The following is a 26,167-nucleotide window of genomic DNA, read 5'->3' as shown; positions in this document are numbered from 1 at the left end:
TCAGAACCGCGCCTGAAGCGTCAGGTCAAAGCTCTGTTCCTTGTCAAAGACCTCTTTCTGAATCGCCTTGCTGAAGTTGAAACGAAGCGGTCCAAAGCCGGTTGTCCAAAGCAGCGATACCCCGATCGCGGAACGCCACGATCCGTCCGCTCCGCATACCCCTGCAACACCCTCACACATCGCGCCAGCAGTATCGACATTCTGGGTACCCCAAAGGTTGCCGATATCGTAGAAGACGCCGCCGCGCAGCCCCAATTCCTCGGGCAATCCCAGTGGGAATTCGGCCTCGAAACGGGCAACAGCATAATAGTTGCCGCCGATGGCGTCATCGAATCCGTTAGACTGGTCACGAGGACCGATGCCAGCAGGTTCAAAGCCACGCATAATAGATGGTGTCAGGATGTACCGGTCGATGGACCGGCTGGGCGTATCTGACTCCCAGCTCAATGCCCCAGCTTCAAGGGAGGCCCTGATGACAACTTCTTCGTTCAGAATGCGCTTTTGGGCGACAATCTTGGCTGTGGATTTGATGTATTTGTTGTCACCACCAAGTCCCGCAAAATCTGCGCCGATCTGAAACAGGACACCCGCATTTGGATTAAGTCCGGTCAGTCGGCTGTCATAGATATAGCTAAGTCCGAATGCGCTGCTCGAACGGCGGCCCTGTTCGATCTCACGCAGGATGACCGCGCCACTATAGTCTTCTGCGGGGGTGCCGCGCGCTTCCATTTCGCTGTCATCATAGCTGTAACGCGTTTGGATTCTTCCGTTCTCACTGATCGGAAAGGTTAAGGAAGGGCTAATGAATCCACGGTCAATGTCGTAGCTTGCAAAGCTCGAAGATGCCGACGCAACACCAAGATCGATACTGAACTGCAAATCACGTCCCAGAAGATAGGGTTCTGTGAAGCCAAAGATGTAGGAGTCTGTTTCCTGCGCTGTCGAGATATTAAACGACAGCCGCTGGCCACGACCCAGAAAGTTGTTCTCTGTGAGACCTATGGCAATACCAAACCCATCGACCGCCGAGTAGGAACCGCCAAGGTTCAGCGATCCAGTGGGCTGCTCTTCGACATCTACATCAACGATAACCTGTGCGGGTGTCGATCCTTCGCGCGTGTCCACCTCAGCCGTCGCAAAAAAGCCGAGTGCACGAATACGCTCCGCGCTTTCACGAATTTCACGCGGGTTGAACGGGTCGCCCTCAACGCTCTTGAATTGTTGACGAATAACCCGGTCCAGGGTCGTTGTGTTTCCTTCGATGTCGATTCGTTCAACGAATATCCGAGGCCCTTTAACCAAGGCAAATTGCACATCAAGGGTAAGATCCCTGTCGTTGCGGGTAATCCGTGGCTCTACCCGAAGGAAATCCACACCTTGCTTGAGGCCGTGACGTTCCATCCGGGCAATGGAATTTTCAATCAGCGAAGGTGAATACACTACTCCGGGGCGCACCTTGAGAACATCCTGGTATTCGGCCGCATCAACACCGGTCATCTCGGATACCGTGCTGATCTGACCGAACTTGAACTGCTGCCCCTCTTGAACATTCATCACGAGATAAAAGCCGTCACGTTCCTTTGTCAGTTCGACATTTGTGCCGAGAATCCGAAAGTCGACGTAGCCTCGCGACAAGTAGAAGTCGCGCAGGACCTGCTTGTCGAACTCGATGCGGTCCTCGACAAGCGTGTCCGCGCGGATGAAGGTCCGTAGGAGACCTGCCTGCTTGGTCTCCAAGATACGGCGCAAACGTCGATCAGAAAACACCCGGTTGCCGACAAAGCTGATCCGTTCGACTTCGATCGTATCACCCTCGGCAATCTCAAATATCAGATCGACGCGATTGTCGCTGCGCCGGATGATGCGCGGGGTGACGGTTGCGGCAATCCTGCCTTGCTGCGAATACGCCTCGGCAATGATTCCGGCATCGGCCTCGGCAATGGTCGGGTTGAAGACTTGCCGCGACTTTGACTCAATAAATCCTTCGAGGTCTTCATCCTTAAGGCGGCGATTGCCTTCGATGCTGATCCGGTTGATCGTCGGGCGTTCCGTGACTGTGATCTGCAAAGTGCTGCCACGCGGTTCAAGATCGACGCTTTCAAAGACACCGCTGTCCACGATTCTCTGATATGCGGCGTTCAGTTCGCCCGCACTCACCGATTTTCCCGGGTTGATTCCCGTATAGGCCGCAATCGTCGCTGTCGGAATCCGCTTGTTGCCTTCGACCTGAATCGAATTGAACGTATAGGATTGCGCCGCCGCAATCCCCGCAGAGAACAGTGAAACTGTTGCAAAGACTAGAAAAAATGGGATCAGTCGCCGATACCATATATTGACGCAATTGCATGCGTGATCACGAGATATGCCCACAGCCCAGCCCAAACCCATCTGTCTTAACCCCGTCTCATCACAGCTTTGAGATTGTGATTATCGGGAATGTCAGATGATGTCAAAAGCACATGAGGAACGGTCTGTTCGGGTCCGTGCGACGTACTGAAGCAACATGGCAAGAGGGCGCTACAAGCTGGCCAGATACCCGCTTGCCAGCAAGGCCGTTATTATTGCCAGCAGGAACAACAGACGGTCCGCGTTCAACTCGACCATCAGGCTGAGTCCGCGATATGTTTTATGCAATGCCTGCATGACCGTGTTCCTTTGGCTCCATTCTTTTCCAGAGAACAAAAAAACAACTATAAGCAGAATGTGGCAAGACTGGGGCAAACCTGTGTTGCCGGCGTGGCGCGACTAAAACCACACGACTCAAAGCCTTATCAAAAAGCTGGCGATTTCAACTTGTTCTGAACAGAATCTCACGCAGATGCGCTTCGTGTTAGCAGAACAGGTCGTTGCCCAGGGCGAACACCATCAGCGACAGGATCAGGCTTAACCCGATGGCCATCAGGATGCGAAGCGCACCGTCACTTGGCGGTTTGCCCGCAACGGCTTCGTAAGCGTAGAATACCAGATGCCCCCCATCCAGCGCCGGAATGGGAAAGAGGTTCAACAGGCCAACTGCCGTCGACAGAACCGCGATGAACCAGATAAAGCTCTGCGCCCCTTGCGACGCCATCGCGCCTGACGTTTCCGCAATACCGATCGGGCCTGACATGTTGCAGGTGCTGATCGCGCCGGTGACCATATGCCAAAGACCCGATAGCGAACTGGAGATGATTGCCATTGTCTGCACGGAACCACCAACCACGGCCTCGCCCAACCCGGCCCTCTCGGTTGCAGGAAGGAACGCCATGCCACCGGCAATGCCGATACGCCAGTGTGTGACAAAGCCGCCATCCGCCTGTGGTTCGTCGGTGCGACGGGGGGCCAGCGCAAATTCAAGCGTTTCACCCTGCCGCCAGACATCCAGCAACAACACCCGGCCATCCGAAGACTCCACGGCAGATTTCAGTTGATCAAAGGCAAATATCGGCGCGCCATCAATGGCCGTGATCACATCCCCCGATTCCAGTCCGATATCCATCGCAGCGCTGCGCGGGGCGACCTGTGACACATAAGGCGGAAACAGGTAGGGACCTTCAACATCGCGCTCTTGCCCATCGCGCCGCACGGTGTAGTCAAGCGACGGTTCGACCGGAATGTCCTGGGTGAATGTCGACCAGGCTACGTTGTTGTCAAAGGCCGGAGCGGTAGAGCCTGAAATCGCGATGATTTCATCACCTTGGGCAAGTTGATGAAAGCCGGCAGGCAGGTCCTGAACTTCGCCAACTGTGAGCGGTTCGCTGACCACGCCCCGCGTCAGAACGATGGCCGAAAATACAAGGATGGACATCACGAAGTTAAAGATCGGCCCTGCCGCAACCGTGGCCGTTCTTGCCCACAGTGGCGCACCATGCATCGTGCGGCGCAATTCCGCCGGGTCACGCTCGGCGGTTTCCATCGCCTCGGAATCCTTGCCCGAAGCCGCGTTGGCATCACCAAGAAACTTGACGTATCCGCCAAAGGGCAACGCCGCAATTTGCCAGCGGGTGCCACGCTTGTCCATGCGACTGTAAAGCACCGGACCAAACCCCAGCGAGAATACTTCGGCGTGAATACCCGACCAGCGCCCCACGATATAGTGACCGTATTCGTGCACCGCCACGATGACCGAGAGCGCCACGACAAATGCGAGCAACGTATAAATAAGTCCGCCAAACTGCGGAATAAGCGACACTAAATCCAAAGTCTTATCCTGCTCGTTTTTCCATTGCGGCGTCGGCCCACACTCTGGCGAGATGGTCCGTTTGCATCACGGTTTCAAGGGTCATTTCTGTATCAATGCGCCCGGGTTCTGCTTCAAACCGTGTCAGGACGTCTTCGACAACGCTCGCCATGTCCACGAATCCGATGTGTCCTGCAAGAAATGCGTCCAACGCCCGCTCTTTGGCGCCGTTGAACACGGCGCCAGACAAACCACCACGTTTCATCACATCGCGCCCCAACCGCAAGGCAGGGTAACGCGCCTCTTCGGGTGCGCGGAACGTCATCTGAGCGATCTTGGCGAAATCCAGCCTTTCGACTGGAAGAGCGCAGCGTTCCGGCCAGTTTAGCGCAAAGCCGATGGCATGGCGCATATCAGGCGGCCCAACATGCGCCATCAATGCCCCGTCATTAAACCCGACCATGGCGTGTATCAGGGATTCAGGATGAACGATAACCTCGATCATCTCAGGTGAAATCCCAAAAAACTCTTTGGTTTCGATAAGTTCCAGCGCCTTGTTGAACATGGACGCGCTATCGATTGTGATCCTTTGGCCCATGTCCCAGTTGGGATGGCGTGAGGCCTGTGCCAGCGTCGCGCCTTGCAGTTTTTCGAGCGGCCAATCGCGAAACGCACCGCCACTGGCGGTAATGATGACCCGCTCGACAGCGTCCAGTTTTTCTCCGATCAGCGCCTGAAACACAGCAGAATGTTCACTATCAACGGGCAGTAATCGCCCGCCATTCTTTTCTGCGGTCTCAAGCACCAACGTCCCGGCGCAGACCAGCGATTCCTTGTTGGCCAAGGCCAGTGTCGCGCCCTGCTCCAATGCAGCCAGCCCCGGTTTCAGTCCAGCGGCACCAACGATTGCCGACATCACCCAATCGGCGGGCCGCGACGCGGCTTCGACCAACGCCTCCGGCCCGGCAGTGGCTTCAACTCCGCTGCCCGCGAGCGCGGCACGCAGGTCTTCCAATAGGTCTGGAAAGGCCGTGACCGCCACATCCGCATTCAGCGCGCGGGCATCCTTGGCCAGTTGCGCGATGTTGCGTCCGCCAGTCAACGCAACCACGTCATACTCGGCTTGGGCGTTTTCAAGCAGGTCGATGGTGTTCTGTCCGATGGACCCGGTCGCGCCGAAAATCGAGACCCGTCTCATCACACTGTCCCCGGAGGCAATCCGCACAGCCCCGCGATCACGAGAACAAAGAACGAGGCCCCCAACATACCATCAAAGCGGTCCAGAAACCCGCCATGACCGGGAATCAGAGTGCTTGAATCCTTGACGCCAACCATCCTCTTGACTGCGCTTTCAGCGATGTCCCCCATCTGCGCCGCAAACGCGACAAGGACAGAATAAGGCACCAGCAACAGGCTGGTGTCCTGCTGCGCGGCAAAGGCAAACCCCACCACCGCCGCACCGAGCCATCCCGCCACTGTCCCGGACCACGTTTTTTTCGGGCTGACCTTTGGCCAGAATTTCGGGCCACCCAACATGCGACCAGCAAAATACCCTGCAACATCCGACACGATCACGATCACGATCAACCAGATGATCCACACGAGGCCAAAGTCATCGCGCACGACCATCATTTCCAGCCCCGCCAACAGGACAAGAACCATGAACGCGCCACAGATCAAACGATGCTCGCGCGTGGCGAGAACCCCGAGGAGTACCGGCAATAGAAGCAGCGGAAACAAATAGGGGGTCGGCAGGTAGAGCGCGAGTATCAGCGACAAGGCCGCAACAACCGCTGTTGCAATCACCAGAGGCCCGCCCTGCCCGTTCAGCATCCGCAGCAGTTCCCAGATCATCGCACCACACACGGCACCGACAAAGATGTGAAAGACATCGGCGCCTGCCCAGATGGCCAACACGCCGACTGCGATCATGACAACTGCGGATCCGATGCGTGGCGCGAGATCCGCCCAGCGACCTGAGCCGCTCATGCGAGTACGGCGCCGAATCTGCGGTCGCGGGTGCCATAGCTGGTGCAAAGTCGACGCAGCTCTTCGGCCGAAAAATCAGGCCAGAGCGTGTCGATGAATTCATATTCGGAATAGGCCGACTGCCACAGTAAAAAGTTCGAGATACGCGCCTCGCCACTGGTTCGGATCACCAGATCCGGATCCGGCAGCACATGAGTATCAAGATAGCGTGGCAGCGTTTCCTCATCGACATCATCCGGGCTTAGCCGCCCGTCTGCGACATCCTGCGCCAGCCGTTTGGTCGCCCGCGCGACCTCGTCACGTCCGCCGTAGTTGAGGGCGATGGTTAGATGCACCAGATCGTTATTCGAGGTCATTTCCTCGAGCTGGTCCATCAGGATGACCAGCTTTTCGTCGAGTCTCACGCGGTCACCGATAAAACGCACGCGCACGCCACGTTCTTTCAGAGCACGGGCCTCGCGGGTGATATAGCGGCGAAACAGGCTCATCAGGCCGGCGACCTCGACCTGTGTGCGTTTCCAGTTTTCGGTCGAAAACGCAAATATCGTCAGATACTTGATGCCAAGTTCCGGGCAAGCCTCGACCACATCGCGCACTCGGCGTGCGCCTGCGTGATGCCCGAACAGTCGTGGCCGGCCACGCGCCTGCGCCCATCGACCATTGCCGTCCATGATGATTGCCACATGACGTGGACCGCCCGGAGGCGCCGTATCCGGAACCGGTGTCATGCCGCCCTGTTTCAAACCTGCATAATTTCCGCTTGTTTCGTTTCAAGCCCCGCATCGATGCCCGCGATATGCTTGTCGGTCAGTTCCTGAACGGTTTCTTCCCAGAATTTCTGATCGTCTTCTGACACAGAACCGTCGGACTTGGCCTTTTTGATCTGGTCCATGCCATCACGACGCACATTGCGGATCGCTACCCGTGCATGTTCGGCATATTGTCCGGCCACCTTGGTCAATTCGCGGCGGCGTTCTTCGTTCAATTCAGGGATTGGCAACATGATGATGGTGCCGTTCAACTGCGGGTTAATGCCAAGCCCGCTTTCCCGGATCGCCTTTTCGACCTTGCCGACCAAGCCTTTGTCCCAGACATTGATCGTGACCATGCGTGGTTCAGGTACATTGACCGTGCCCACCTGGTTGATTGGTGTCATCGCGCCATAGGCGTCGACCATCACCGGCTCGAGCATCGAGGCACTGGCGCGCCCGGTCCGCAGCGATGCGAATTCCGTGCGCAGGTTGGCCATGGCGCCATCCATGCGCCGTTCAAGATCATCCGTGTCCAGCATGAAGTCGTCAGACATATCGCTCTGTTCTCCCGAATTGCGCGTTTCGTTTCGTGCCGTTCAGTATCACTGCTGGCCTTCCGCCACGTTATTAGCAGAAGAACCGGGAAACGCCAGCGACACTTATTATCTAGATTACCCGCGACCGACGCAGGCCTTCCCCCAAATCAGCGTCACCCCTGAACCTTGGTATAGGTGCCCTCGCCCGCGAGAATTCCCTTAAATCCGCCGGGTTCATCCAGCGAGAACACGATAATGGGCAAGTTGTTATCGCGCGCCAGGGCAATCGCGCTGGCATCCATTACGCCCAGCCGTTTTGCCAGCACATCATCGTAGGAAACGAAATCGTACCGCTTGGCATCGTCATGTTTCGCCGGGTCCTTATCGTAGACGCCGTCAACCTTGGTGCCTTTAAAGATCGCCTCGCATTTCATCTCGTTCGCGCGCAGCGTCGCAGCCGTGTCGGTGGTGAAATACGGGTTGCCGGTGCCGGCCGCAAAGATGCAGACCCGCTTTTTCTCAAGGTGGCGAACGGCTCGGCGGCGAATATAGGGTTCTGCAACCTCATTCATGGTGATGGCGCTGATGACACGGGTATGAATATCCAGCGCCTCGAGCGCGGATTGCATCGCCAGCGCGTTCATCACTGTGGCGAGCATCCCCATGTAATCAGCGGTGGTGCGCTCCATCCCCTGTGCAGACCCTTGCAGCCCGCGAAAAATGTTGCCGCCGCCAATCACCATGCAAATCTCGACACCGAGATCGTGAACCGATTTCACCTCATGTGCAATCCGCTGTACCGTTGGCGGATGCAGACCAAATCCCTGATCCCCCATCAACGCCTCGCCCGAAATCTTGAGCATCACTCGGCGAAAGGCGGTACCGGATTGCGCGCCTTGCGCGATTGCAGTGTCGGAATCTGGGGAAGTGGTCATGTTGCGCTCCGCGGCAGGACGGGTTTATTTGCGCGCAAAATGAAGGAAATTGCGTCCGGGTACAATCCGCCATCCGGCAGTCGTGCGCAATGAGCTGTAGAATTTTCAAATCGCGCGACGGAGTGACCTGAAAAGCCCGATGCAAATACCTGATATACCGAAAGATAAACCAGTATTGATTGCCGGGCCGACCGCATCGGGGAAATCCGCGCTGGCATTGGAAATCGCCGAGCGGGACGGTGGCATCATTGTCAATGCCGATGCCAGTCAGGTCTATGACTGCTGGCGCATCCTGACTGCGCGCCCCTCGATGGAAGAGGAAGCGCGGGCTACGCATAGGCTGTACGGTCATATCCGCTGCACCGAGGCGTATTCCACAGGCCATTGGCTGCGCGAGGTCCTACCGCTGCTAAAGAGGCCGCGCCGCGCCATAATCGTCGGCGGCACCGGTCTCTATTTTTCTGCCCTCACTCAAGGTATCGCAAACATTCCACCAACGCCCACCGAAGTGCGCGACCACGCCGATGCGCTGAGCCATGACGCGCTGATTGCGGCGGTCGATGAACGCACCCTCGCCGGGCTTGATGTAAAAAACCGGGCACGCGTGCAGCGTGCCTATGAGGTACAGGCCACCACCGGGCGCACGCTTGCCGACTGGAAAGCCGACACTCCCCCTCCCGAACTGCCGCTGAGCGATGCGGTTCCGCTGGTCTTTGACGCACCGCGCGATTGGCTGAATGCGCGCATCGCTCGCCGTTTTGACCAGATGCTGGACATGGGGGCGCTTGAAGAAGTGCGGGCCATGCTCGACCAGTATGACTCCGCCCTGCCCGCGTTTCGCGCCATTGGCGTTCCCGAACTGATCGCACATCTACGAGGAGAGTTGAGCCTCGATGACGCGCGAGAGCGCGCCACGATTGCAACCCGGCAATTCGCAAAGCGTCAGCGTACATGGTTTCGCGCGCGAATGCAGGGTTGGACGTCGGTTTCGCCCGAGACCTGAGCGGCAACGCTGGGCATCTGTACCCAATTCCAACATCAGAAGTCATACAGCCCACGCATCATGGGTGCCGTCTCGGCAACGCAAGATCTGTCGTTTTATTGCGTCCGACATGTCGCAAATATTACCAGAATGTCGAAAGCGATCATTGACCTAAGCCCGAATCTCGTGCCGAATGCCGTCAGGGAATGAAGCCAAAAGCAATCATAAGCCGCGCGGGGGCCTGCTGGAAAAGCAGGACGCGACGTGCGTGTCATTCCGATACACTCATCAAATCGACAGGGAGAGTTAAATGACTCAGCAAACAATCAACGGCAAGCCCGTTCACTGGGCCGCCGAGATGCACGCAAAGGAATATCGCGAGGGCAAGATTACCCGCCGCGATTTCCTCGCTCGCGCATCGACATTCGGTGTTGCAACGGCCGCTGCCTACGCCATGGTCGGGCTGCCCATGCCAGCCCACGCCCAAACCGAGCCTCAGCCTGGCGGCACCATCAAGGTGCAGACCAGCGTGCGCCCCCTCAAGGACCCGCGCACATATGACTGGAGCGAGATGGGCAACCAGACTCGCGGAACCATCGAATACCTCGTCGAGTACAATTCCGACGGTTCCTTCCGCGGCATGTTGCTCGACAGCTGGGAGATCAACGACGACGCGACCGTCTACACGCTCAATCTGCGGCAGGGCGTGACCTGGAACAATGGCGATGCGTTCACCGCAGATGATGTTGCGCGCAATATCGCGGGCTGGTGCGACAAGAGCCTTGAAGGCAACTCGATGGCTGGTCGTTTTGCTACGTTGATCGACGAAGAAAGCGGTCAGGCGGTCGAGGGTGGCATCGAAGTGGTCGATGATCACACGGTCAAGATCAACCTGCAAAAGCCTGACATTTCGCTGATCGCGGGCATGTCCGACTATCCGGCAGCCATCACACATTCCACGTACCAGACCGATGATTTCACCGCGAATGTCGGCACTGGCCCGTTCCTTATCGAAGAGCTGGAAGTCGGCGTGAAATGTACGCTGGTGCGCAACACCGATCACTCTTGGTGGGGTACGGATGTCTATGGCGGCCCCTATCTCGACCGCGTGGAATACATCGACTATGGCACTGATCCCGCGGCCTGGCTTGCGGCGATTGAATCCGAAGAAGTCGACATGCTGCACGAGAGCGTCGGCGAATTTATCGATGTGCTCGACGGACTGGGTCTCGTGAAATCCGAAGTGGTTACTATGGCCACAGTCGTCGTCCGCCCCAACCAGTTGGCCGAAATCGACGGCACGCAGCCCTACGCGGACAAACGTGTGCGGCAGGCGCTCGCGATGGCGGTCGACAACTCGGTCCTTCTGGAACTTGGCTATGGCGGACGCGGCGAAGTTGCCAACAACACCCATCTTGGCCCCAAGCATCCCGAGTATTTTGATGTTGGCGCGGCCAAACATGACCCCGACGCGGCCAAGGCTTTGATGGAAGAAGCGGGGATGATGGACTTCGAACATGAAATCCTGTCCATCGACGATGACTGGCGCAAGAACACCACTGATGCGGTGGCGGCACAACTGCGCGATGCGGGTTTTCAGGTCAAACGCTCGGTTCTGCCCGGCTCGACCTTCTGGAACGACTGGACCAAGTATCCCTACAGCTCGACCAACTGGAACCACCGTCCGCTGGGCGTGCAGATCTGGGCGCTTGCCTACCGGTCAGGTGAGGCCTGGAATGAATTCGGCTGGGCGAATGCGGATTTCGACGCCTTGCTCGAAGAAGCCTTGTCCATCGCCGATTCAGACAGGCGCCGCGAAATCGCTGGCAAGGCGGCGGCCTTGATTCAGGAAGAAGGCGTGACGATCCAACCATACTGGCGCGCACTGTACCGTCATATGCGCGAAGGGCTTGTCGGCACTGACCAGCACATTGCGTTTGAACACCATCAATACAAATGGGGATTGGCCTCCTAAGCCAGCCCTCTTCCCCGCTCCGGCTCGCCGGGGCGGGGCACCTCTCGGGACCGGGGCCACAATCGCCCCTGCAAGACAGACACCGGACCAAACCGGGCCATCCCGCACCTGACCGACAGGGGACATAATGGGACTATTCATTCTGCGCAGAACGGGCGTGATGATACTGACGGCGATCTGCCTCACCTTCATCGTGTTCTTTCTGACCAATCTCTACCCGAACCTCGAAAAGCTCGCCAAGACCCAAGGCAACTTCCGCATGTCTGACGAAGCGGTCGAAAGCTGGCTGACCAAAGGGGGCTATATGCAGCCCTTGCCCGTCAAATACGGTCAGTGGTTGGGCGTGTTGCCCGGCTGGACTCTGGAAAGCGAAGACGGCTTTACCGGCCGCTGCATACGGGGAACCGCCACCGCCGAAGAGGCTGCAGATGCCCGAAGGTTCTGTGGTATCCTGCAAGGTGACTGGGGCTATTCGACTGTGTTCAAGGATGAGGTCTCGGGCATCATCGCCACGCGGCTCGGCCTGACGGGCAAGTTGATGTTCTGGGTTCTGGTCCTGATGATCCCATCGGCCCTATTGGTCGGGGTGCTCGCCGGGATGCGCGAGGGAACCGCAACCGACCGCACACTTTCGACCTTTTCGATCATCACCACAGCGACGCCCGAATATGTATCAGGCGTGATCTTTATCGCGGTCTTTGCATCCTCGGCGGTCGGTCTGAAATGGTTCAAGGGCACGGCGACCTCGGCGATGGAGAACGCCAATTTCGAAAACTTCTTCCTCCCGGTCCTCACCATCTCGCTCTACGGCATGGGTTATATCGCGCGGATGACGCGGGCCAGCATGACCGAAGTGATGACCGCGCAATACATTCGAACCGCCCGGCTCAAAGGCGTGAAATTCTCGAATATTGTCGTGAAACACGCGCTTAGAAACGCGCTGATCGCTCCCTTTACGGTGATCATGCTGCAGTTCCCGTGGTTGCTGAACGGCGTCGTCATTGTCGAGACCCTGTTCAACTACAAGGGCTTTGGCTGGGTGTTGGTGCAGGCCGCAGGCAACAACGACATCGAGCTGTTGCTCGCGGTGTCGGTGGTTTCGGTGATCGTGGTTCTGGTGACCCAGCTGATATCGGATATCGGCTATGTCTACCTCAATCCGCGCATCCGTATATCTTAAGGGAGGGCAGAGAACATGGAACCTCTCGGCACATTCGATATCATCATCCGCGTCCTCTATCAGTTCACCTCAGTGTGGATCGCGCTCATCATCCTGTTTGCAGTCTCGATCGCGTTCAAACGCAGATTGGGCCTCTACGGGAAACTCTTTGACAGTCCCATCGGCATGATCGGGTTTGCGCTGGTGATGTTCTGGGTTTTTACCGGCATCTTCGGAGCGCTCGACCTGATCGTGACCCATGATCCGCTGGCGCAGATATCCGGCATGAAAAACAAGGTGCCCGGCACGCCGCTCCCTGACCCCGAAGAGGGGCAATATGGCTGGTATCTGCTCGGCGGTGACAACCTTGCCCGCGATGTATTCAGTCGCATGGTCAGCGGGGCCTGGGTGGTGGTGCAGATCGCGCCGCTTGCCACGCTATTTGCCTTTATGGTCGGCATCACGCTGGGTCTGCCTGCGGGTTACTATGGCGGACGGCTCGATACGCTGCTGTCATTCCTTGCCAACCTGATCCTTGCCTTCCCAGTGATCCTGCTGTTCTACCTGCTGGTGACCCCGGAAATCGTGGCGACCGGCGTACCGAACTATATGGCGACAGTGCTCTTCGTCTTTCCCATCGTCTTTGTCGGCGTCCTGCTGAATTCGCGGTATTACACCCAGCCCGGGTTCCGAACTCCGCTCCTCATCGGAGTGTTGGGTGTGATGGCCTGGCTTTACCTGTCGCTGATTTCTGAAGTCGGCACCAAGGTTGCGATCCTGCCCGGCGTGCTCGACATCTTTGACATTCCCGGTGGCATTCTTGTGGTGTTCGTCTCGGTGGTTTTCGTCAACTCACCCACGGTGTTCCGCATCGTGCGCGGGCTGGCGATGGACATCAAAACCCGCGACTATGTGGCCGCCGCGCAAACACGGGGCGAAGGTCCGTGGTACATCATGCTGTGGGAAATCCTACCCAACGCGCGCGGCCCGCTGATTGTCGATTTCTGCCTGCGTATTGGCTATACCACCATCCTCCTCGGAACCTTGGGTTTCTTTGGCCTCGGCCTGCCACCCGAAAGCCCGGACTGGGGCAGCACGATCAATGAAGGCCGCAAGCTCTTGTCGATCTACCTGCATCCTGCCCTGCCCCCGGCCTTTGCATTGCTCAGCCTGGTGTTGGGTTTGAACTTGCTGGCCGATGGTCTGCGTGAAGAGAGCCTTAAGGACTGATGCTGGCCTTACTAGCAAATGTAATGGCAATCAGTGCGGCAATTGTTGCTTCTGTCTTTTGGTTCCTAAGCGCGAGAAAGGAACCACCGGCTACGTATGGCTACGGCACTTATGCACCAGATGATTGGGAAACCAATCCTTCGCCTGCTCTACTTTGGGCGAAAGACAATGCCAAAAAGAGTAGGTATGCCGCTATCGCTTCTGGCGTATCCGCAATGTTTTTCGCACTGGCGACCACACTCGACCTTATCGGAAAGGCAAGTTGATCAATGACGAAATTGGATTACGACGGACCGATCCTCGAAATCGACAAACTATCGATCTCGTTCTTCACCCGGCTGCGGGAAATCCCGGCGGTCATGGATTTTTCGGCCACCGTACAACCCGGCGAGGCGGTTGGTCTTGTCGGTGAATCCGGATGCGGGAAATCCACGGTTGCGCTTGGTGTCATGCAGGACCTTGGCAAAAATGGCCGCATCGTCGGCGGTTCGATCAAGTTCAAGGGACGCGATCTCTCTGCAATGAGCGAAGAGGAGTTGCGCGGCATCCGTGGCAGCGAAATCGCGATGATCTATCAAGAGCCGATGGCCTCGCTGAACCCGGCGATGAAAATCGGTAAACAGCTGATGGAAGTGCCGATGATCCATCAGGGCGCATCGGAAAAAGAGGCCTTTGAACGCGCCCTTCAGGTGGTCACCGACGTCAAGCTGCCCGACCCAAAGCGTATCCTCAATTCGTTCCCACACCAGCTTTCCGGTGGTCAGCAACAGCGCATCGTGATCGCCATGGCGTTGATGTCCGAACCGGCGCTTTTGATCCTTGATGAACCGACCACGGCGCTAGATGTGACGGTCGAGGCGGCCATCGTCGAACTGGTCAAGGATCTGGGCCGCAAATACGGCACCTCCATGCTGTTCATTTCCCACAACCTCGGCCTGGTGCTGGAAACCTGTGACCGCATCTGCGTGATGTATTCCGGCGAGGCGGTGGAACGCGGCAGCATCGAAGATGTGTTTGATGAAATGCAGCATCCTTATACACAGGCGCTCTTCCGGTCGATCCCGCTGCCCGGTGCCGACAAAAACAGCCGCCCGCTGGTTGCGATTCCGGGCAACTTCCCCCTGCCTCATGAACGGCCCAAAGGCTGCAATTTTGGCCCGCGCTGCGATTATTTCGAAGAAGGTCGCTGTGATCAGGGTGACATCATGATGGAGCCGGTTCCGGGAAATGACCGCCACCACACGCGATGTCTCAAGTTCAAAGAGATCGACTGGAACGCGCCGATGCAACAGGCGGAGACCAAGGAAAAGGGCGAAATCGGTGATGTCGTCCTCAAGATGGACAACCTCAAGAAATACTACGAGGTCGCGGCCAATGCGATGTTCGGCGGCGGCAGCAAAAAGGTCGTCAAGGCCAATGAAACCCTCAGTTTCGAGGCGCGAGAATCCGAAACCCTCGCCATCGTCGGTGAATCGGGCTGCGGCAAATCTACGTTTGCCAAGGTGCTGATGGGGCTGGAAACCGCGACCGAGGGGCAAATCCTGCTGGATGGCCGCAATATCGAACAGATCCCCATCGAAAAGCGCGACACCAAGACGATCAGTGACGTGCAGATGGTGTTCCAGAACCCGTTTGACACTTTGAACCCGTCGATGACCGTCGGTCGCCAGATCATTCGCGCGCTCGAAATCTTTGGCATCGGCAACAGCGAGTCCGAGCGCAAGGCGCGGATGCTGGAACTGCTCGATCTAGTCAAACTACCCCGTGCCTTTGCCGAACGGATGCCCCGCCAGCTGTCCGGTGGTCAGAAACAGCGCGTCGGCATTGCCCGCGCCTTTGCCGGTGGCGCGCGGATTGTGGTTGCGGACGAACCGGTGTCGGCGCTGGACGTGTCGGTTCAGGCGGCCGTGACCGATCTGTTGATGGAGATTCAGCGCAACGAGAAGACCACGTTGCTTTTCATCTCTCACGATCTGTCGATCGTGCGCTACCTGTCGGACCGGGTCATGGTCATGTATCTTGGCCATGTGGTCGAGCTTGGCACCACCGATCAGGTCTTTTCCCCACCTTATCACCCCTATACCGAGGCATTGCTCTCCGCGGTTCCGATCGCGGACACCTCAGTGGAAAAGAAGCATATCGTGCTCGAAGGCGATATCCCGTCCGCGATGAATCCACCCAGCGGTTGCCCGTTTCAGACCCGCTGCCGCTGGAAATCCGAAGTCCCTGACAATCTTTGCGAGCGAGAGGTGCCTCCGGTGCGGATGCTGCCAGGCGATCATCAGGTCAAATGTCACCTCAGCGACGCGAAATTTGCAGAGATGGAACCGGTCATCAAGATTGCCGCAGAATAAAGGGCGATAGCGATCCTCTGGAATAGGGTCGCTGTCAAACAGCCCTAGCTGCCCCAGATGACCTTCACGTAGTTCTTGGTTTCCTTGTAAGGCGGAACGCCCCCATGCTTTTTCACAGCTTGGGGTCCGGCGTTATAGGCTGCCAGGGCCAGTCGCCATGATCCGAACTCGCGGAATTGGCGTGCGAGATACCGCGCGCCACCATCCAAATTCTCATACGGGTCCTTGGGATCAACGCCCAGTGCCCGCGCCGTTGACGGCATCAACTGCGCCAGACCAAACGCCCCCTTGTGCGAGCGGGCCTTAGGGTTCCAGCCTGATTCCTGCTGGACCAACCGCGCAAACAGTTCCTCAGGTACATTGTGCCGGCGTGCGGCCTCCTTGGCCATGCTCAGGTACTTGCCGCGATACTTGCCGCGGTAAGACTGCGTGCCGCCTTGGCTGGGGGTGTGGATCGTTGGCGGTTTCAGCCGGGCCGAATTCGCATACTGCTTGGCCGCACGACCGTCGAGCACCCGCGTCTGCGATGCAAACAGGTTCCGTTTGTTCTTTGTCGAGAACATATCCGCATGCGCGGCATGTGCCAGCCCCATGCTGGCAATCGCAATCGTCAACGCCAACCTGCGCATCCGGTCCACTTCCTGCTCACTGTTCCTCGGCGCGCACTATACCCAATTCATTCAGAAACGCCAGACATCGGCGTCTGTGTGGCGTTTACTTTGTTTAAACCTTCGTCCCGGACGTATAGGCTGGCGCAAACCGGGTCGTCAGGATTCGGATACAGTCCACACTTTACAGGAACAGGAAGCGCCATGGCCGGCTCAGTCAACAAAGTCATTCTCATCGGAAATTTGGGTGCCGACCCCGAAGTGCGCACGTTTCAGAACGGCGGCAAAGTGTGTAATTTGCGCATCGCCACAAGCGAAAACTGGAAAGACAAAAACACCGGCGAGCGGCGGGAACGCACCGAATGGCATTCCGTTGCCATCTTTAACGATGGGCTGGTTCGCATTGCCGAGCAATACCTGCGCAAAGGCAGCAAGGTCTATATTGAAGGTCAGTTGCAGACCCGCAAATGGCAGGACCAATCCGGTCAGGATCGTTATTCGACTGAAGTTGTTCTGCAGGGATTTGGCGGCACCCTGACCATGCTTGACGGTCGTGACGGCGGCGGCGGCGGTCGCAGCGAAGGCGGATATGGCGGTGGCCAAGGTGGCGGATATGACCGAGGCCAGCGGGATGACGGGTATGGCGGCGGTGGACAAGGCGGCGGTCAAAGCGCCCCGTCTTCACGCGATATGGACGACGAAATCCCGTTCTAAAGCAATTCGGCGCAAACCAGAATTATTTAACGCTGCATGAAATCATGGATTTCAGCGCGTTAGATTCTGGGCAATGATACAGCCCAAAGGCGAAACGCTATAGGACCTCTAATCGTCCTCCAGCGACACTCACATTCGACTGTCTGAACAGGGTCACGCCTTTGGCGTGACCCTGTACTCATCTTCGGAAACGTGCTCCAACCAACTGGCAACAGCACCGTCCTGCGCCTCTTGCATTGCGATATGGGTCATGCCCGTGTCCGGCGCAGCGCCGTGCCAATGCTCTTCCTGCGGTGGTATCCAAACGGTATCTCCGGCCCGGATCACACGCGGCGGCTCTCCTCTTAACCCAACCAACCCGACACCCTCGGTCACATAGAGCGTCTGCCCCAATGGATGCGTATGCCAAGCCGTGCGCGCAGCGGGTTCAAAACTCACCCGCAACGCGCGCAGCCTTGCCGGTTCCGGTGCCTCGACGATCGGGTCCTGCCAGACGGTTCCGGTAAACCAGTCGGAACTGGCACGTTGAGTCGGACGCTGTCCTGCTGCGAAAATATCCATATCCGTATCCTTTTATTGCAGGTTCTTCAGGCGTGGGTTCAGCAGGCAAGTTCGATCAGGTATGGCCCGGAAACTGACAGACCGGCCTTGATCGCCGCTTCCAGCCCCGGCGCATCTTCGGCGCGACAGCCATCGACGCCCATGCCGCGCGCCATTTCGATCCAGCCCAGTTCAGGCCGGTTCAGCGACAGCATATCAACCGCGCGTGGGCCTGGGTTCTGCACACCCACATTGGTCAACTCGCCGCGCAGAATTTCATAGCTCTGATTGGCAAAGATCACGACGGTCACATCCAATTGTTCCCGCGCCATGGTCCAGAGCGCCTGCAACGTGTACATCGCGCTGCCATCACCGATCAGCGCCAGAACCTTGCGGTCCGGACAGGCGACTGCAGCGCCGATCGAAACCGGCATGCCATAGCCGATAGAGCCACCACAATTGTTGATCCAGCTATGCGGAGCAGCGCCCGTCGTCCCGGCAGAAAAGGCGCGTCCCGTGGTGACCGATTCATCGACGACAATACCATTTTCGGGAATTGTGCGGGCCAGAACGGCGGCAATCGCTTCGGATGTGGCCGCACCAATCGGCAGCCCGATATCCTGTCGCGCTCCAACTCCTGCAGGAATGAGCCCGGCGGCACCCACAGCATCTGACAGCGCCTCAAGCGTCCCGACCAGATCATCACCCGCCCCCGCGAGTGGGATAATCTCGGCATCCTCTCGCGTCAGAATTGCTGGTTTTCCGGGATAAGCAAAGAACCCGATTGGCGCACGCGCACCCACCAGAACGATCCGCCGATACCCGCTGAGCGCCTCAAGCGCCAAATCAATCGGATAGGGCACCCGATTGACGGCAACCCGACCTGCACCACGCTCCATCCGGGCATTGGACCATTCTGACAACAGCGCACAGCCGGTCTTGGCCGCGATCCGCCCTGCCGAATCCAACGCCGCGTCACTCAGCGCATCGCCGCCCAACAGCAACAGACTGTCCGGCCCGCTCAGCGCCGCAATCGCCTGATCCAGTCCGGTCGTATCCAGATGCCCACGTTCCGGTACGGCACAGGGGTCCGCCACCTGCCCACCGGTTGTCCATGCCGTGTCACTTGGAAGAATCAGTGTCGCGACCTGTCCCGGTGGCGTCCGCGCCGCCTGAACCGCACGCGCGGCATCCGCCCCCACATCAGCGGCACTACCAGACGCATGCACCCAATGTGAAACCGGACGTGCAATTCCGGCAATATCCGACGTCAGCGGAGCGTCGAGTTCGATATGGCTCGCGGCATGTTCGCCAACGATATTGACCACACCCGAGCCTGCCTTTTTCGCGTTGTGCAGATTGGCCAACCCGTTCGCCAGCCCCGGCCCAAGATGCAACAGCGTACAGGCCGGACGCCTCGCCATCCGATAATACCCGTCGGCAGCACCCGTCGCCACGCCTTCGAAAAGTGCCAAAACGGATCGCATCCCCGGCACCTGATCCAGCGCGGCCACGAAATGCATCTCGGATGTCCCCGGATTGGTGAAACAGGTATCCACCTCACTCGCGATCAAGGATCGCACCAGGCTCTCTGCACCGTTCATGTCTGTCATTGCCCTGCCCTTTCTGAAATTTGCCCGATCCTACGCGCATGCCGAAGAGCGATGCAAACAGTCCGGCAGGTGTTGCCGTTTCCTGCATGATCTGAAAGAGTTGCGCGGCAAGTCCAGCGGGAGCCCGACACATGCACTACCACACCCCGACCAGTTTTGATGACGCCATCGCGATCGCGGCAGAGGCCACCGGCACCACGCGCTTTCTCGCCGGTGGCACCGATGTGCTCGTTCAGATGCGCGCCGATATCCTGACGCCCGACACCCTGATCAACGTCAAGGGAATCAGCGGCGTCAAAGACATCACCCGAACGCCCGAAGGCGGCTGGCAGATCGGCATTGCCGTTGCCGGTGCCGAGATGACCGAACATGCAGAGTTGACCCGCGACTGGCCCGGTGTGGTCGAGGCCACCGACCTGATCGGATCGACCCAGATTCAGGGGCGCTGCACGATGGTTGGCAATCTGTGCAATGCTTCGCCTGCCGCCGATGCCGTGCCTGCCATGGTCGCCGCCGAGGCCAGCGTCACGGTGACCGGACCGAACGGTACGCGGCAGGTCGCCGTCGAAGACATCCCAACAGGCCCCGGCAAGACCAGCCTGGATGCGGGCGAAATGATTACCGCTGTGCATCTCCCCCCGCGCGGCACAAATGGCGGTGACGCCTATCTGCGGTTCATCCCACGCACGGAAATGGACATCGCGGTCGTTGGCTGTGGCATCAACCTGCGCCTTGACGGCGACACAATCACCGAGGCGCGCGTTGCGCTTGGCGCGGTCGCCCCGACCGTGCGACTGGTGGCCGAAGCCGCCGAGGCAATCATCGGCACCACGCTTGATGACGCGGCCCTTACGGCGCTTTCTGAGGCGGCCAGCGCCGCTTGTTCGCCGATTGATGACAAACGCGGCACCGTCAAGTTCCGCACCCACGTAGCCGGGGTTCTGGCGCAGCGCGCGGCCAAGATCGCCTATGCCCGCGCCCAAGGCGAAAAGGACAGCTAAACCATGAGCAAGATACACGTCACCACCACCATCAACGGCGATCAGGTCGAATACCTGTGCGACCCACGCGAAACGCTGCTGGATGTATTGCGCGACCGGCTGGGACTGACCGGGGCCAAGGAAGGCTGCGGCACCGGCGATTGCGGCGCTTGCTCGGTCACTCTGGATGGTCGGCTGGTCTGTTCCTGCCTGATGCTCGGCGCCGAAGCCGAAGGCCACGAGATCACCACCATCGAAGGCATGGCCACCGGCGAAGAACTGCACCCGCTGCAGCAGAAATTCATCGAGTATGCCGCGCTTCAATGCGGCATCTGCACTCCGGGGATCCTCGTTGCGACCGAGGCATTGCTGAAGAAGAACCCCAACCCGACCGAAACCGAAGTGCGCTATTGGTTGGCGGGCAACCTCTGCCGCTGCACAGGGTATGACAAGATCATTCGCGCCGTGATGGACACGGCTGCAGACATGCGGGAGGCGTCGTAATGGCACTGGATTCTGAAAAGACCACTGGTTTCACCCAAGTCGGCACCCGCCCAAACCGGCCTGATGGCATCGACAAGGTGACCGGTCGTGCGCGCTTTGGCGCCGATGCCACCGCACCAGGCATGCTGTTTGCCAGCATCGTGCGCAGCCCGCACGCCCATGCCCGGATCAAGAATATCGACACCTCCAAGGCGACGGCGCTGGCCGGGGTCAAAGGCATCGTCACCCGCGCCGATTTCGCGACCGGACTGACCGGTGAGAACTGGAATATCCTCGAAAACGTCATGGCGGGCGATACCGCGCTTTATGATGGTCACGCGGTCGCGGCCGTTGCCGCCACCAGCGCCCTGATTGCGCGTGACGCCGCCAAGCTGATCGAGGTCGAGTACGAAGTGCTGCCCCATGTCACGGATGTGGACAAGGCGATGGCCGACGACGCGCCGGTGATCCGCGCAGGCACGGCCGACAAATCCGTTCCCGAAGGGCTGCACCCCAACGTCGTGCGCTATCACGAGAGCGGACATGGCGATGTAGAGGCCGGGTTCGCCGAGGCAGATCTGGTTATCGAGGATCACTTCAAGACCGAGGCCACCCACCAAGGCTATATCGAACCCCATGCCTGCCTTGCGACGCTGGGTGGAGATGGCAAGGGCGAGCTTTGGTGCTGTACCCAAGGTCACTGGAACGTGCAAAAGATCTGCGCCGCCCTACTGGGCGTTGAAACTGCCAATCTGCGCGTGACAGCGTCTGAAATCGGTGGTGGTTTTGGTGGCAAAACGGCTGTTTTCATCGAACCCGTCGCGCTCGCACTGGCGCGCAAGACGAACAAGCCGGTCAAGCTGGTTATGCCGCGCGCCGATGTGTTCAAGGCCACCGGCCCTACCGCGTCGACGTCGATGGATATCAAGATCGGCATGAAGAAGGATGGCACCATCACTGCGGCGCAAGGCACCTTCCGCCTGCAGGGCGGAGCGTTTCCGGGCGCACCAATGGAATTCACCGCCATGTGCGCCTTTGCCCCCTATGCGCTGAAGAACGTGCATCAGGTCGGCTATGACGTAATCTCCAACCGACCGAAACAAGCAGCCTACCGGGCCCCCGGTTCGCCGATGGCGGCGTTTGCGGTGGAATCGGTGATTGACGAGCTGTGCAATCAGCTTGGACTCGACCCAATCGAAACCCGGCTCAAAAACGCCTCAAAGAAAGGCACCAAGGCGAGCTTTGGGCCGATGTTTGATCAGATCGGTCTGGTCGAAACACTTGAGGCCGCGCAGTCACATCCGCATTACAGCGCGCCTTTGAAACCCGGTCAGGGCCGTGGGATTTCCTGTGGATTCTGGTTTAACCATGGCGGCGAAACTGCTGTTAATCTTGCACTTTCCGAGGATGGAACGGCCCAATTGGCGGTTGGCACCCCCGATATCGGAGGCAGCCGCGCGTCCATGGCGCTGATGGCCGCCGAAGAGCTTGGCATACCCTACGACAATGTCCGCGTGACCATCGCCGACACTGCAACGCTCGGCTATAACGAAGTCAGCCATGGCAGCCGCGTCACTTATGCCAGCGGTCTCGCTACCATCGAGGCCGCACGCGATGCCGTGAAAAAGCTCTGCGGTCGTGCCGCCGCGAAATGGGGTATCCCCGAAGACGCAGTGAAATGGGAAAACGGCTGTGCCGTGCCCTCGGGCCCCAATGCCGGTGATTTTGACCCGCTGCCCATCGCCGAGATCACCAAACGTATGGGCGCAACCGGCGGTCCGATCGTTGGTCATTTCGAGGCTACGCCCGAAGGCGCTGGCGTCAGCTTTGCCACCCACATCGTCGATGCAGAGGTTGATCCCGAGACCGGCAAAACCAGCGTCGTGCGCTATACCGTGGTGCAGGACGCGGGCAAGGCAATTCACCCCACCTATGTCGAAGGTCAGTATCAGGGCGGCGCGGCACAGGGCATCGGTTGGGCGCTGAACGAGGAGTATATCTATGGCGACGACGGGCGGCTTCAGAACGCCCTGTTCCTGGATTACCGGATTCCCGTCGCCAGCGACCTGCCCATGATCGACACGGTGATCGTCGAGGTTCCCAATCCCGGTCACCCCTACGGCGTGCGCGGTGTTGGGGAAACGTCGATCTGCCCGCCACTTGCTGCGATTGCAAATGCGGTTTCTGCAGCGGCGGGCGTCCGGTTGCGCGAATTGCCAATGTCACCGCCGCGGATTCTCGCGGCGCTCGACCACCAAAGCGATGGTTGAGGTCAATCTCTGGTCGGGCCTGCGCGCCCTTGCTGATGGCAAGGAAAGCGTTGAGGTCGATGCCAAAACAGTTGGCGAGGTCTTGGATGGCCTCGTCAAAGCTCACCCCGGATTGCAGGACGCAATTGACGCTGGCGTATCAGTCGCCGTCGACGGGCGTGTCATCGCCAGCAGCCTGACTGAGCCGGTGCAACCGGATAGCGAGGTATTTCTGATGCAACGTCTGAAAGGCGGATAGTTTCAGTAGATATCGACGGCTTCTGGATCACGCAAAGGCATAGCTTCCGCCCCGCTCCAGCGCCCGGATAAAGCCCGGTCGCGCGTGGATGCGTTCTACAAACTCTGCCAGCTTGGGATGCGCCTCACCGCGCCCTTGCCGCACCGCGACTTCGGCGGGAAAGCTCATCATGATGTCGACCGCTGACAACTCATCAAGCACAAAGTGACCGGATGGGCGCAGAATGACCTCCATATAGTTAAAATGTATATCCAATTGTTGCTCGATCCGGGGGCCGAGCGGCGCACCCGCGGCACCCAGCTTGCCAACATAAAGCGCCAGCAGAATTGGTGTCATCGCGGACCCTTCGGCGAAATGCATCAGCTCCTGATGGGAAATCCAGGCATCGCTTCCCGCCGGGGGAACCATCTGTGATCCGTATCGCGAACAAATATATTCAACGATCGCACCGCTCTCCGCGATCAGGCGCCCATCATCTTCGATCATCGGAGATTTACCGAGTTGGTGGATCTCCAACAGTTCCGGCGGCGCGAGATTGGTTTCCACATCGCGTTGATAGGTCTTGAGATCATATTCCAGACCCAACTCTTCGAGCAGCCAGAGAATACGTTGCGAGCGCGAATTTTTGAGATGGTGAACGGTGATCATGCCTTGTCTCCGAATGCTGGACTTAATGCACGCTGACGGTTTTGATCCCGAAACACCAGTGCCTAAGCAACGTAGCTCTCCGCAATATTTCTCGTGGCGGAACCGCCGCTTAACCTTGTCGATGTAAATGGCCGGATATATTCATGGGGACATCCAAAAGAGCAGCAAGGAAAAATCATGCAACGCTTCGCGATCAGCGGCTTTCTCATCCTGTCACTCGTTGCGGTTTCGGCCTGTGGCGGCGGCGGCGCACGCAACACGACCAATATGTCCACGGCAACCACCGGACAGGAACTGACCGACCTCAAGGCCGCCTTGGATGCCGGGGCGATTTCTCAGTCGGAATACGAAAAGAAGCGCAAGGAAATCCTCAAGAAGAAGGTCTGAGCAAGCGCGGTTTATATTGCCCGTGTTTCAAAGAAAAACCCCGGCGAACATATGTTCGCCGGGGTTTTTCTATTTGCTTCAAAAGCTGGTTTTTCGGCCTGAGCGCAACCAGCCACAATGAGAGACGGGTTTCGCTCGTAGCCGCTTAGCTCAGTTATTCGTAGGCGCCCCAAAGACAGGCAATGCTGCGGCCGAGTTCGCAGTAGAACTCCCGCCTTGCATCGCCTCTTTAAGAACGGCAACGCGGTCAGAGGACTGCCCCAACACAGTCGAACCACCACCAGCAAGCGAGTCCATCGCCAGGTTCATCCATGCGCCGGATTGTTGTGGCGATGTCTTGGCGGTGCCAAACCCTTCCCGCATGTGATGGCTGACCATTTCGCCATAGCCAAGCTGCCCAGCCGATGCGAGCAGTACAGCCGATGCAAGTGCCATCGACGCGTTATCGGTGCGATAGCCAACTCCCAGACAAACCTTGCCACCGGAGACCAACTGATCCATCGGACGACCCGAGCTTTGCAGGAAGCCCGCCGTATCACCAATGACCTTGTCAGGGCGCGACGTTTCAAGCGCAACCATATGCGGCGCGATTGCCTGTGACAGACCCTCACACTGCTGCGCAACCTGTGCGTCCGTCATATTCGGGATCGTCGACACAATCGACGTGCTTTCTGCCATGGCATGGGTCCGCGCCAAACAAAACTGCTCGTTCAGGGCAAACTCAGCGTCAGTAACCCGACCTGCCGTGGTGATGCCGCCATTTGCTGCCGTCAGAACATTGATCTCGTTGCAATACTCATTCACGGACTTCGGCACCTGACCAAAGGTGAACTCAGGCAAGGCACCCGTGTCGGCCCGCGCGGTCACCGGCTCAGGCTGAGTTGGCACTGGCGCGGGAACAGGTGCTGGTGCAGGAGCGGCAACAGGCACCGGTGCTGGCGCAGGAGCGACAACTTGCGGAACAGCTACAGGCGCCGGTGCTTGAACTGCGGCGCTCTGGATATTCGGGTTTGGCGTCTGGATGCCCATCTGTTCATTGCGATAGGTCCGCAGCAATCCGCCGTAACCCTGTGTCGCAACGATCTGGTTATAGGGTGCGACCGAAGAACTGGCCAACGCCCGCTGATAGCTTCCCAACAGAAAGTCTTTTTCGTAAGTGTCCAGATAACCATCCGGCTGAAAGCCCATGTCAGCCTGATACCGGGAAATTCCGGACCGGCTCTTGCGGCCAAGCGAACCATCAACCGACCCGACATGGTATCCAAAGTAATTCAATGAAGTCTGGACCTGCCGGTTCTCGGCACGCTGAGCGGACGAGATGCCACTGCTGTAAGTCCGCGTCCGTGTCGTTGTGCGCTGACGCTGCTTATTCTGCTGAACACCATGCATGATGGCTGCGCCCAATAACGCGCCACCCAGAATCTTGCCCGCATCGCCCGCCAACGCGCGTTGAGAGGGCACGGCGATAAGGCTCGCTGCGACCAATGACGTCAATAATCTCTTGCTAAACATATTTAATACCTCACGCTTGATAGGACGTAACCTGACACGGGCCTCGTGCCGAAATTTCGCCCTTTGCGGTTAAAATACCAATTCTCACGGCAATAGCGGACCA

Annotated in this window: 25 protein-coding genes; 12 read left to right on the top strand and 13 right to left on the bottom strand. The window is 58.3% G+C overall.

From position 1 onward, the window contains the following. The 8 genes from bamA to pyrH all read right to left on the bottom strand — a co-directional run bounded on the left by bamA (nucleotide 1) and on the right by pyrH (nucleotide 8,299). A complete protein-coding gene (gene bamA / locus ABJO75_RS25420; RefSeq protein ID WP_348125150.1) occupies nucleotides 1-2,388 on the bottom strand; it encodes an outer membrane protein assembly factor BamA in 2,388 nt (795 codons plus the stop codon). 129 nt (nucleotides 2,389-2,517) lie between these two features. Beyond that, complete coding sequence (locus tag ABJO75_RS25415; RefSeq protein WP_348125148.1) at nucleotides 2,518-2,643, bottom strand: hypothetical protein; 126 nt, start codon at nucleotides 2,641-2,643, stop codon at nucleotides 2,518-2,520. A 187-nt stretch (nucleotides 2,644-2,830) separates the two neighbouring features. After that, complete coding sequence (rseP, locus tag ABJO75_RS25410) at nucleotides 2,831-4,180, bottom strand: RIP metalloprotease RseP (RefSeq protein ID WP_348125146.1); 1,350 nt, start codon at nucleotides 4,178-4,180, stop codon at nucleotides 2,831-2,833. 4 nt (nucleotides 4,181-4,184) lie between these two features. Continuing rightward, nucleotides 4,185-5,357 carry a 1-deoxy-D-xylulose-5-phosphate reductoisomerase gene (gene dxr, locus ABJO75_RS25405; protein WP_348125144.1) on the bottom strand — a complete coding sequence of 391 codons (1,173 nt, stop codon included), beginning with the start codon at nucleotides 5,355-5,357 and terminating at the stop codon, nucleotides 4,185-4,187. Next, a complete protein-coding gene (locus tag ABJO75_RS25400; protein WP_348125143.1) occupies nucleotides 5,357-6,148 on the bottom strand; it encodes a phosphatidate cytidylyltransferase in 792 nt (263 codons plus the stop codon). The genes dxr and ABJO75_RS25400 overlap by 1 nt, the downstream gene beginning before the upstream one ends. After that, on the bottom strand, nucleotides 6,145-6,876 hold the full coding sequence (locus ABJO75_RS25395; RefSeq protein ID WP_348125141.1) for an isoprenyl transferase: 732 nt from the start codon (nucleotides 6,874-6,876) through the stop codon (nucleotides 6,145-6,147). The genes ABJO75_RS25400 and ABJO75_RS25395 overlap by 4 nt, the downstream gene beginning before the upstream one ends. A gap of 11 nt (nucleotides 6,877-6,887) precedes the next feature. Continuing rightward, a complete protein-coding gene (gene frr, locus ABJO75_RS25390; RefSeq protein WP_348125140.1) occupies nucleotides 6,888-7,454 on the bottom strand; it encodes a ribosome recycling factor in 567 nt (188 codons plus the stop codon). Nucleotides 7,455-7,609: 155 nt separating this feature from the next. Then, the gene (gene pyrH, locus ABJO75_RS25385; RefSeq protein ID WP_348125683.1) at nucleotides 7,610-8,299 is read right to left on the bottom strand and encodes a UMP kinase; all 690 of its coding nucleotides are present in this window, start codon (nucleotides 8,297-8,299) and stop codon (nucleotides 7,610-7,612) included. 211 nt (nucleotides 8,300-8,510) lie between these two features. Between pyrH and miaA the strand changes: the two genes are divergently transcribed. The 6 genes from miaA to ABJO75_RS25355 all read left to right on the top strand — a co-directional run bounded on the left by miaA (nucleotide 8,511) and on the right by ABJO75_RS25355 (nucleotide 16,071). Then, on the top strand, nucleotides 8,511-9,374 hold the full coding sequence (gene miaA / locus ABJO75_RS25380) for a tRNA (adenosine(37)-N6)-dimethylallyltransferase MiaA (RefSeq protein WP_348125138.1): 864 nt from the start codon (nucleotides 8,511-8,513) through the stop codon (nucleotides 9,372-9,374). Between the two features lie 289 nt (nucleotides 9,375-9,663). Then, nucleotides 9,664-11,328, top strand: coding sequence for an ABC transporter substrate-binding protein (locus tag ABJO75_RS25375; RefSeq protein ID WP_348125136.1), 1,665 nt, complete (start codon nucleotides 9,664-9,666; stop codon nucleotides 11,326-11,328). A 127-nt stretch (nucleotides 11,329-11,455) separates the two neighbouring features. Then, nucleotides 11,456-12,508, top strand: a complete 1,053-nt coding sequence (locus ABJO75_RS25370; protein ID WP_348125135.1) for an ABC transporter permease — start codon at nucleotides 11,456-11,458, stop codon at nucleotides 12,506-12,508. Between the two features lie 15 nt (nucleotides 12,509-12,523). Beyond that, complete coding sequence (locus ABJO75_RS25365) at nucleotides 12,524-13,717, top strand: ABC transporter permease (RefSeq protein WP_348125133.1); 1,194 nt, start codon at nucleotides 12,524-12,526, stop codon at nucleotides 13,715-13,717. Continuing rightward, nucleotides 13,717-13,983, top strand: a complete 267-nt coding sequence (locus tag ABJO75_RS25360; protein ID WP_348125131.1) for a hypothetical protein — start codon at nucleotides 13,717-13,719, stop codon at nucleotides 13,981-13,983. The genes ABJO75_RS25365 and ABJO75_RS25360 overlap by 1 nt, the downstream gene beginning before the upstream one ends. A 3-nt stretch (nucleotides 13,984-13,986) precedes the next feature. Next, a complete protein-coding gene (locus tag ABJO75_RS25355) occupies nucleotides 13,987-16,071 on the top strand; it encodes an ABC transporter ATP-binding protein (protein WP_348125129.1) in 2,085 nt (694 codons plus the stop codon). Nucleotides 16,072-16,115: 44 nt separating this feature from the next. Here ABJO75_RS25355 and ABJO75_RS25350 read toward each other — a convergent pair whose 3' ends face one another. Then, nucleotides 16,116-16,700, bottom strand: coding sequence for a lytic transglycosylase domain-containing protein (locus ABJO75_RS25350; protein WP_348125127.1), 585 nt, complete (start codon nucleotides 16,698-16,700; stop codon nucleotides 16,116-16,118). 183 nt (nucleotides 16,701-16,883) lie between these two features. Between ABJO75_RS25350 and ssb the strand changes: the two genes are divergently transcribed. Beyond that, complete coding sequence (gene ssb / locus ABJO75_RS25345) at nucleotides 16,884-17,393, top strand: single-stranded DNA-binding protein (RefSeq protein ID WP_348125125.1); 510 nt, start codon at nucleotides 16,884-16,886, stop codon at nucleotides 17,391-17,393. A 153-nt stretch (nucleotides 17,394-17,546) separates the two neighbouring features. On the opposite strand, the gene ABJO75_RS25340 is transcribed toward ssb, so the two are convergent. Together ABJO75_RS25340 and ABJO75_RS25335 are read right to left on the bottom strand one after the other, a co-directional pair. Then, entirely contained in the window at nucleotides 17,547-17,954 is a 408-nt protein-coding gene (locus tag ABJO75_RS25340; protein WP_348125123.1) for a cupin domain-containing protein, read from the bottom strand. 38 nt (nucleotides 17,955-17,992) lie between these two features. Next, nucleotides 17,993-19,546 (bottom strand): acetolactate synthase large subunit, encoded by a 1,554-nt coding sequence (locus ABJO75_RS25335; protein ID WP_348125121.1) that lies wholly within the window; start codon nucleotides 19,544-19,546, stop codon nucleotides 17,993-17,995. A gap of 131 nt (nucleotides 19,547-19,677) precedes the next feature. Here ABJO75_RS25335 and ABJO75_RS25330 point away from each other — a divergent pair, with 131 nt between their 5' ends. From ABJO75_RS25330 to ABJO75_RS25315, 4 genes are read left to right on the top strand one after another with little or no spacing between them, the layout of a single operon-like run. Beyond that, the gene (locus tag ABJO75_RS25330; protein WP_348125119.1) at nucleotides 19,678-20,547 is read left to right on the top strand and encodes a xanthine dehydrogenase family protein subunit M; all 870 of its coding nucleotides are present in this window, start codon (nucleotides 19,678-19,680) and stop codon (nucleotides 20,545-20,547) included. Nucleotides 20,548-20,550: 3 nt separating this feature from the next. Then, the gene (locus ABJO75_RS25325; protein WP_348125117.1) at nucleotides 20,551-21,030 is read left to right on the top strand and encodes a (2Fe-2S)-binding protein; all 480 of its coding nucleotides are present in this window, start codon (nucleotides 20,551-20,553) and stop codon (nucleotides 21,028-21,030) included. Further along, on the top strand, nucleotides 21,030-23,279 hold the full coding sequence (locus ABJO75_RS25320) for a xanthine dehydrogenase family protein molybdopterin-binding subunit (RefSeq protein WP_348125115.1): 2,250 nt from the start codon (nucleotides 21,030-21,032) through the stop codon (nucleotides 23,277-23,279). Before ABJO75_RS25325 ends, ABJO75_RS25320 begins: the two co-directional genes overlap by 1 nt. Then, the gene (locus tag ABJO75_RS25315; protein ID WP_348125113.1) at nucleotides 23,272-23,517 is read left to right on the top strand and encodes a MoaD/ThiS family protein; all 246 of its coding nucleotides are present in this window, start codon (nucleotides 23,272-23,274) and stop codon (nucleotides 23,515-23,517) included. The genes ABJO75_RS25320 and ABJO75_RS25315 overlap by 8 nt, the downstream gene beginning before the upstream one ends. A gap of 27 nt (nucleotides 23,518-23,544) precedes the next feature. Here ABJO75_RS25315 and ABJO75_RS25310 read toward each other — a convergent pair whose 3' ends face one another. Continuing rightward, the gene (locus ABJO75_RS25310) at nucleotides 23,545-24,165 is read right to left on the bottom strand and encodes a glutathione S-transferase (protein ID WP_348125111.1); all 621 of its coding nucleotides are present in this window, start codon (nucleotides 24,163-24,165) and stop codon (nucleotides 23,545-23,547) included. A gap of 177 nt (nucleotides 24,166-24,342) precedes the next feature. Between ABJO75_RS25310 and ABJO75_RS25305 the strand changes: the two genes are divergently transcribed. After that, nucleotides 24,343-24,552 (top strand): SHOCT domain-containing protein, encoded by a 210-nt coding sequence (locus tag ABJO75_RS25305; RefSeq protein ID WP_348125109.1) that lies wholly within the window; start codon nucleotides 24,343-24,345, stop codon nucleotides 24,550-24,552. A gap of 150 nt (nucleotides 24,553-24,702) precedes the next feature. Here the strand turns inward: ABJO75_RS25305 and ABJO75_RS25300 are convergent, their stop codons facing one another. Further along, nucleotides 24,703-26,064 carry a peptidoglycan-binding domain-containing protein gene (locus ABJO75_RS25300; protein ID WP_348133094.1) on the bottom strand — a complete coding sequence of 454 codons (1,362 nt, stop codon included), beginning with the start codon at nucleotides 26,062-26,064 and terminating at the stop codon, nucleotides 24,703-24,705. Nucleotides 26,065-26,167 lie beyond the last annotated feature (103 nt).

Source organism: Sedimentitalea sp., assembly GCF_039973035.1.
Classification (GTDB): domain Bacteria; phylum Pseudomonadota; class Alphaproteobacteria; order Rhodobacterales; family Rhodobacteraceae; genus Sedimentitalea.
The sequence above is the reverse complement of the archived record's forward strand: the minus strand, read 5'-3'. Positions and strand labels throughout refer to the sequence as shown.

Bases quoted from the DNA above. Each gene is read 5' to 3' on its own strand.
- bamA (WP_348125150.1), bottom strand. From the start codon at position 2,388: ATGGGTTTGGGCTGGGCTGTGGGCATATCTCGTGATCACGCATGCAAT.
- ABJO75_RS25400 (WP_348125143.1), bottom strand. From the start codon at position 6,148: ATGAGCGGCTCAGGTCGCTGGGCGGATCTCGCGCCACGCATCGGATCC.
- ABJO75_RS25350 (WP_348125127.1), bottom strand. From the start codon at position 16,700: ATGCGCAGGTTGGCGTTGACGATTGCGATTGCCAGCATGGGGCTGGCA.
- ABJO75_RS25355 (WP_348125129.1), top strand. From the start codon at position 13,987: ATGACGAAATTGGATTACGACGGACCGATCCTCGAAATCGACAAACTA.
- ABJO75_RS25370 (WP_348125135.1), top strand. From the start codon at position 11,456: ATGGGACTATTCATTCTGCGCAGAACGGGCGTGATGATACTGACGGCG.
- ABJO75_RS25395 (WP_348125141.1), bottom strand. From the start codon at position 6,876: ATGACACCGGTTCCGGATACGGCGCCTCCGGGCGGTCCACGTCATGTG.
- ABJO75_RS25325 (WP_348125117.1), top strand. From the start codon at position 20,551: ATGAGCAAGATACACGTCACCACCACCATCAACGGCGATCAGGTCGAA.
- ABJO75_RS25320 (WP_348125115.1), top strand. From the start codon at position 21,030: ATGGCACTGGATTCTGAAAAGACCACTGGTTTCACCCAAGTCGGCACC.
- ABJO75_RS25310 (WP_348125111.1), bottom strand. From the start codon at position 24,165: ATGATCACCGTTCACCATCTCAAAAATTCGCGCTCGCAACGTATTCTC.
- ABJO75_RS25315 (WP_348125113.1), top strand. From the start codon at position 23,272: ATGGTTGAGGTCAATCTCTGGTCGGGCCTGCGCGCCCTTGCTGATGGC.
- dxr (WP_348125144.1), bottom strand. From the start codon at position 5,357: ATGAGACGGGTCTCGATTTTCGGCGCGACCGGGTCCATCGGACAGAAC.
- pyrH (WP_348125683.1), bottom strand. From the start codon at position 8,299: ATGCTCAAGATTTCGGGCGAGGCGTTGATGGGGGATCAGGGATTTGGT.
- ABJO75_RS25340 (WP_348125123.1), bottom strand. From the start codon at position 17,954: ATGGATATTTTCGCAGCAGGACAGCGTCCGACTCAACGTGCCAGTTCC.
- frr (WP_348125140.1), bottom strand. From the start codon at position 7,454: ATGTCTGACGACTTCATGCTGGACACGGATGATCTTGAACGGCGCATG.
- ABJO75_RS25375 (WP_348125136.1), top strand. From the start codon at position 9,664: ATGACTCAGCAAACAATCAACGGCAAGCCCGTTCACTGGGCCGCCGAG.
- ABJO75_RS25335 (WP_348125121.1), bottom strand. From the start codon at position 19,546: ATGACAGACATGAACGGTGCAGAGAGCCTGGTGCGATCCTTGATCGCG.
- ABJO75_RS25365 (WP_348125133.1), top strand. From the start codon at position 12,524: ATGGAACCTCTCGGCACATTCGATATCATCATCCGCGTCCTCTATCAG.
- ssb (WP_348125125.1), top strand. From the start codon at position 16,884: ATGGCCGGCTCAGTCAACAAAGTCATTCTCATCGGAAATTTGGGTGCC.
- miaA (WP_348125138.1), top strand. From the start codon at position 8,511: ATGCAAATACCTGATATACCGAAAGATAAACCAGTATTGATTGCCGGG.
- ABJO75_RS25360 (WP_348125131.1), top strand. From the start codon at position 13,717: ATGCTGGCCTTACTAGCAAATGTAATGGCAATCAGTGCGGCAATTGTT.
- ABJO75_RS25300 (WP_348133094.1), bottom strand. From the start codon at position 26,064: ATGTTTAGCAAGAGATTATTGACGTCATTGGTCGCAGCGAGCCTTATC.
- ABJO75_RS25305 (WP_348125109.1), top strand. From the start codon at position 24,343: ATGCAACGCTTCGCGATCAGCGGCTTTCTCATCCTGTCACTCGTTGCG.
- ABJO75_RS25330 (WP_348125119.1), top strand. From the start codon at position 19,678: ATGCACTACCACACCCCGACCAGTTTTGATGACGCCATCGCGATCGCG.
- ABJO75_RS25415 (WP_348125148.1), bottom strand. From the start codon at position 2,643: ATGCAGGCATTGCATAAAACATATCGCGGACTCAGCCTGATGGTCGAG.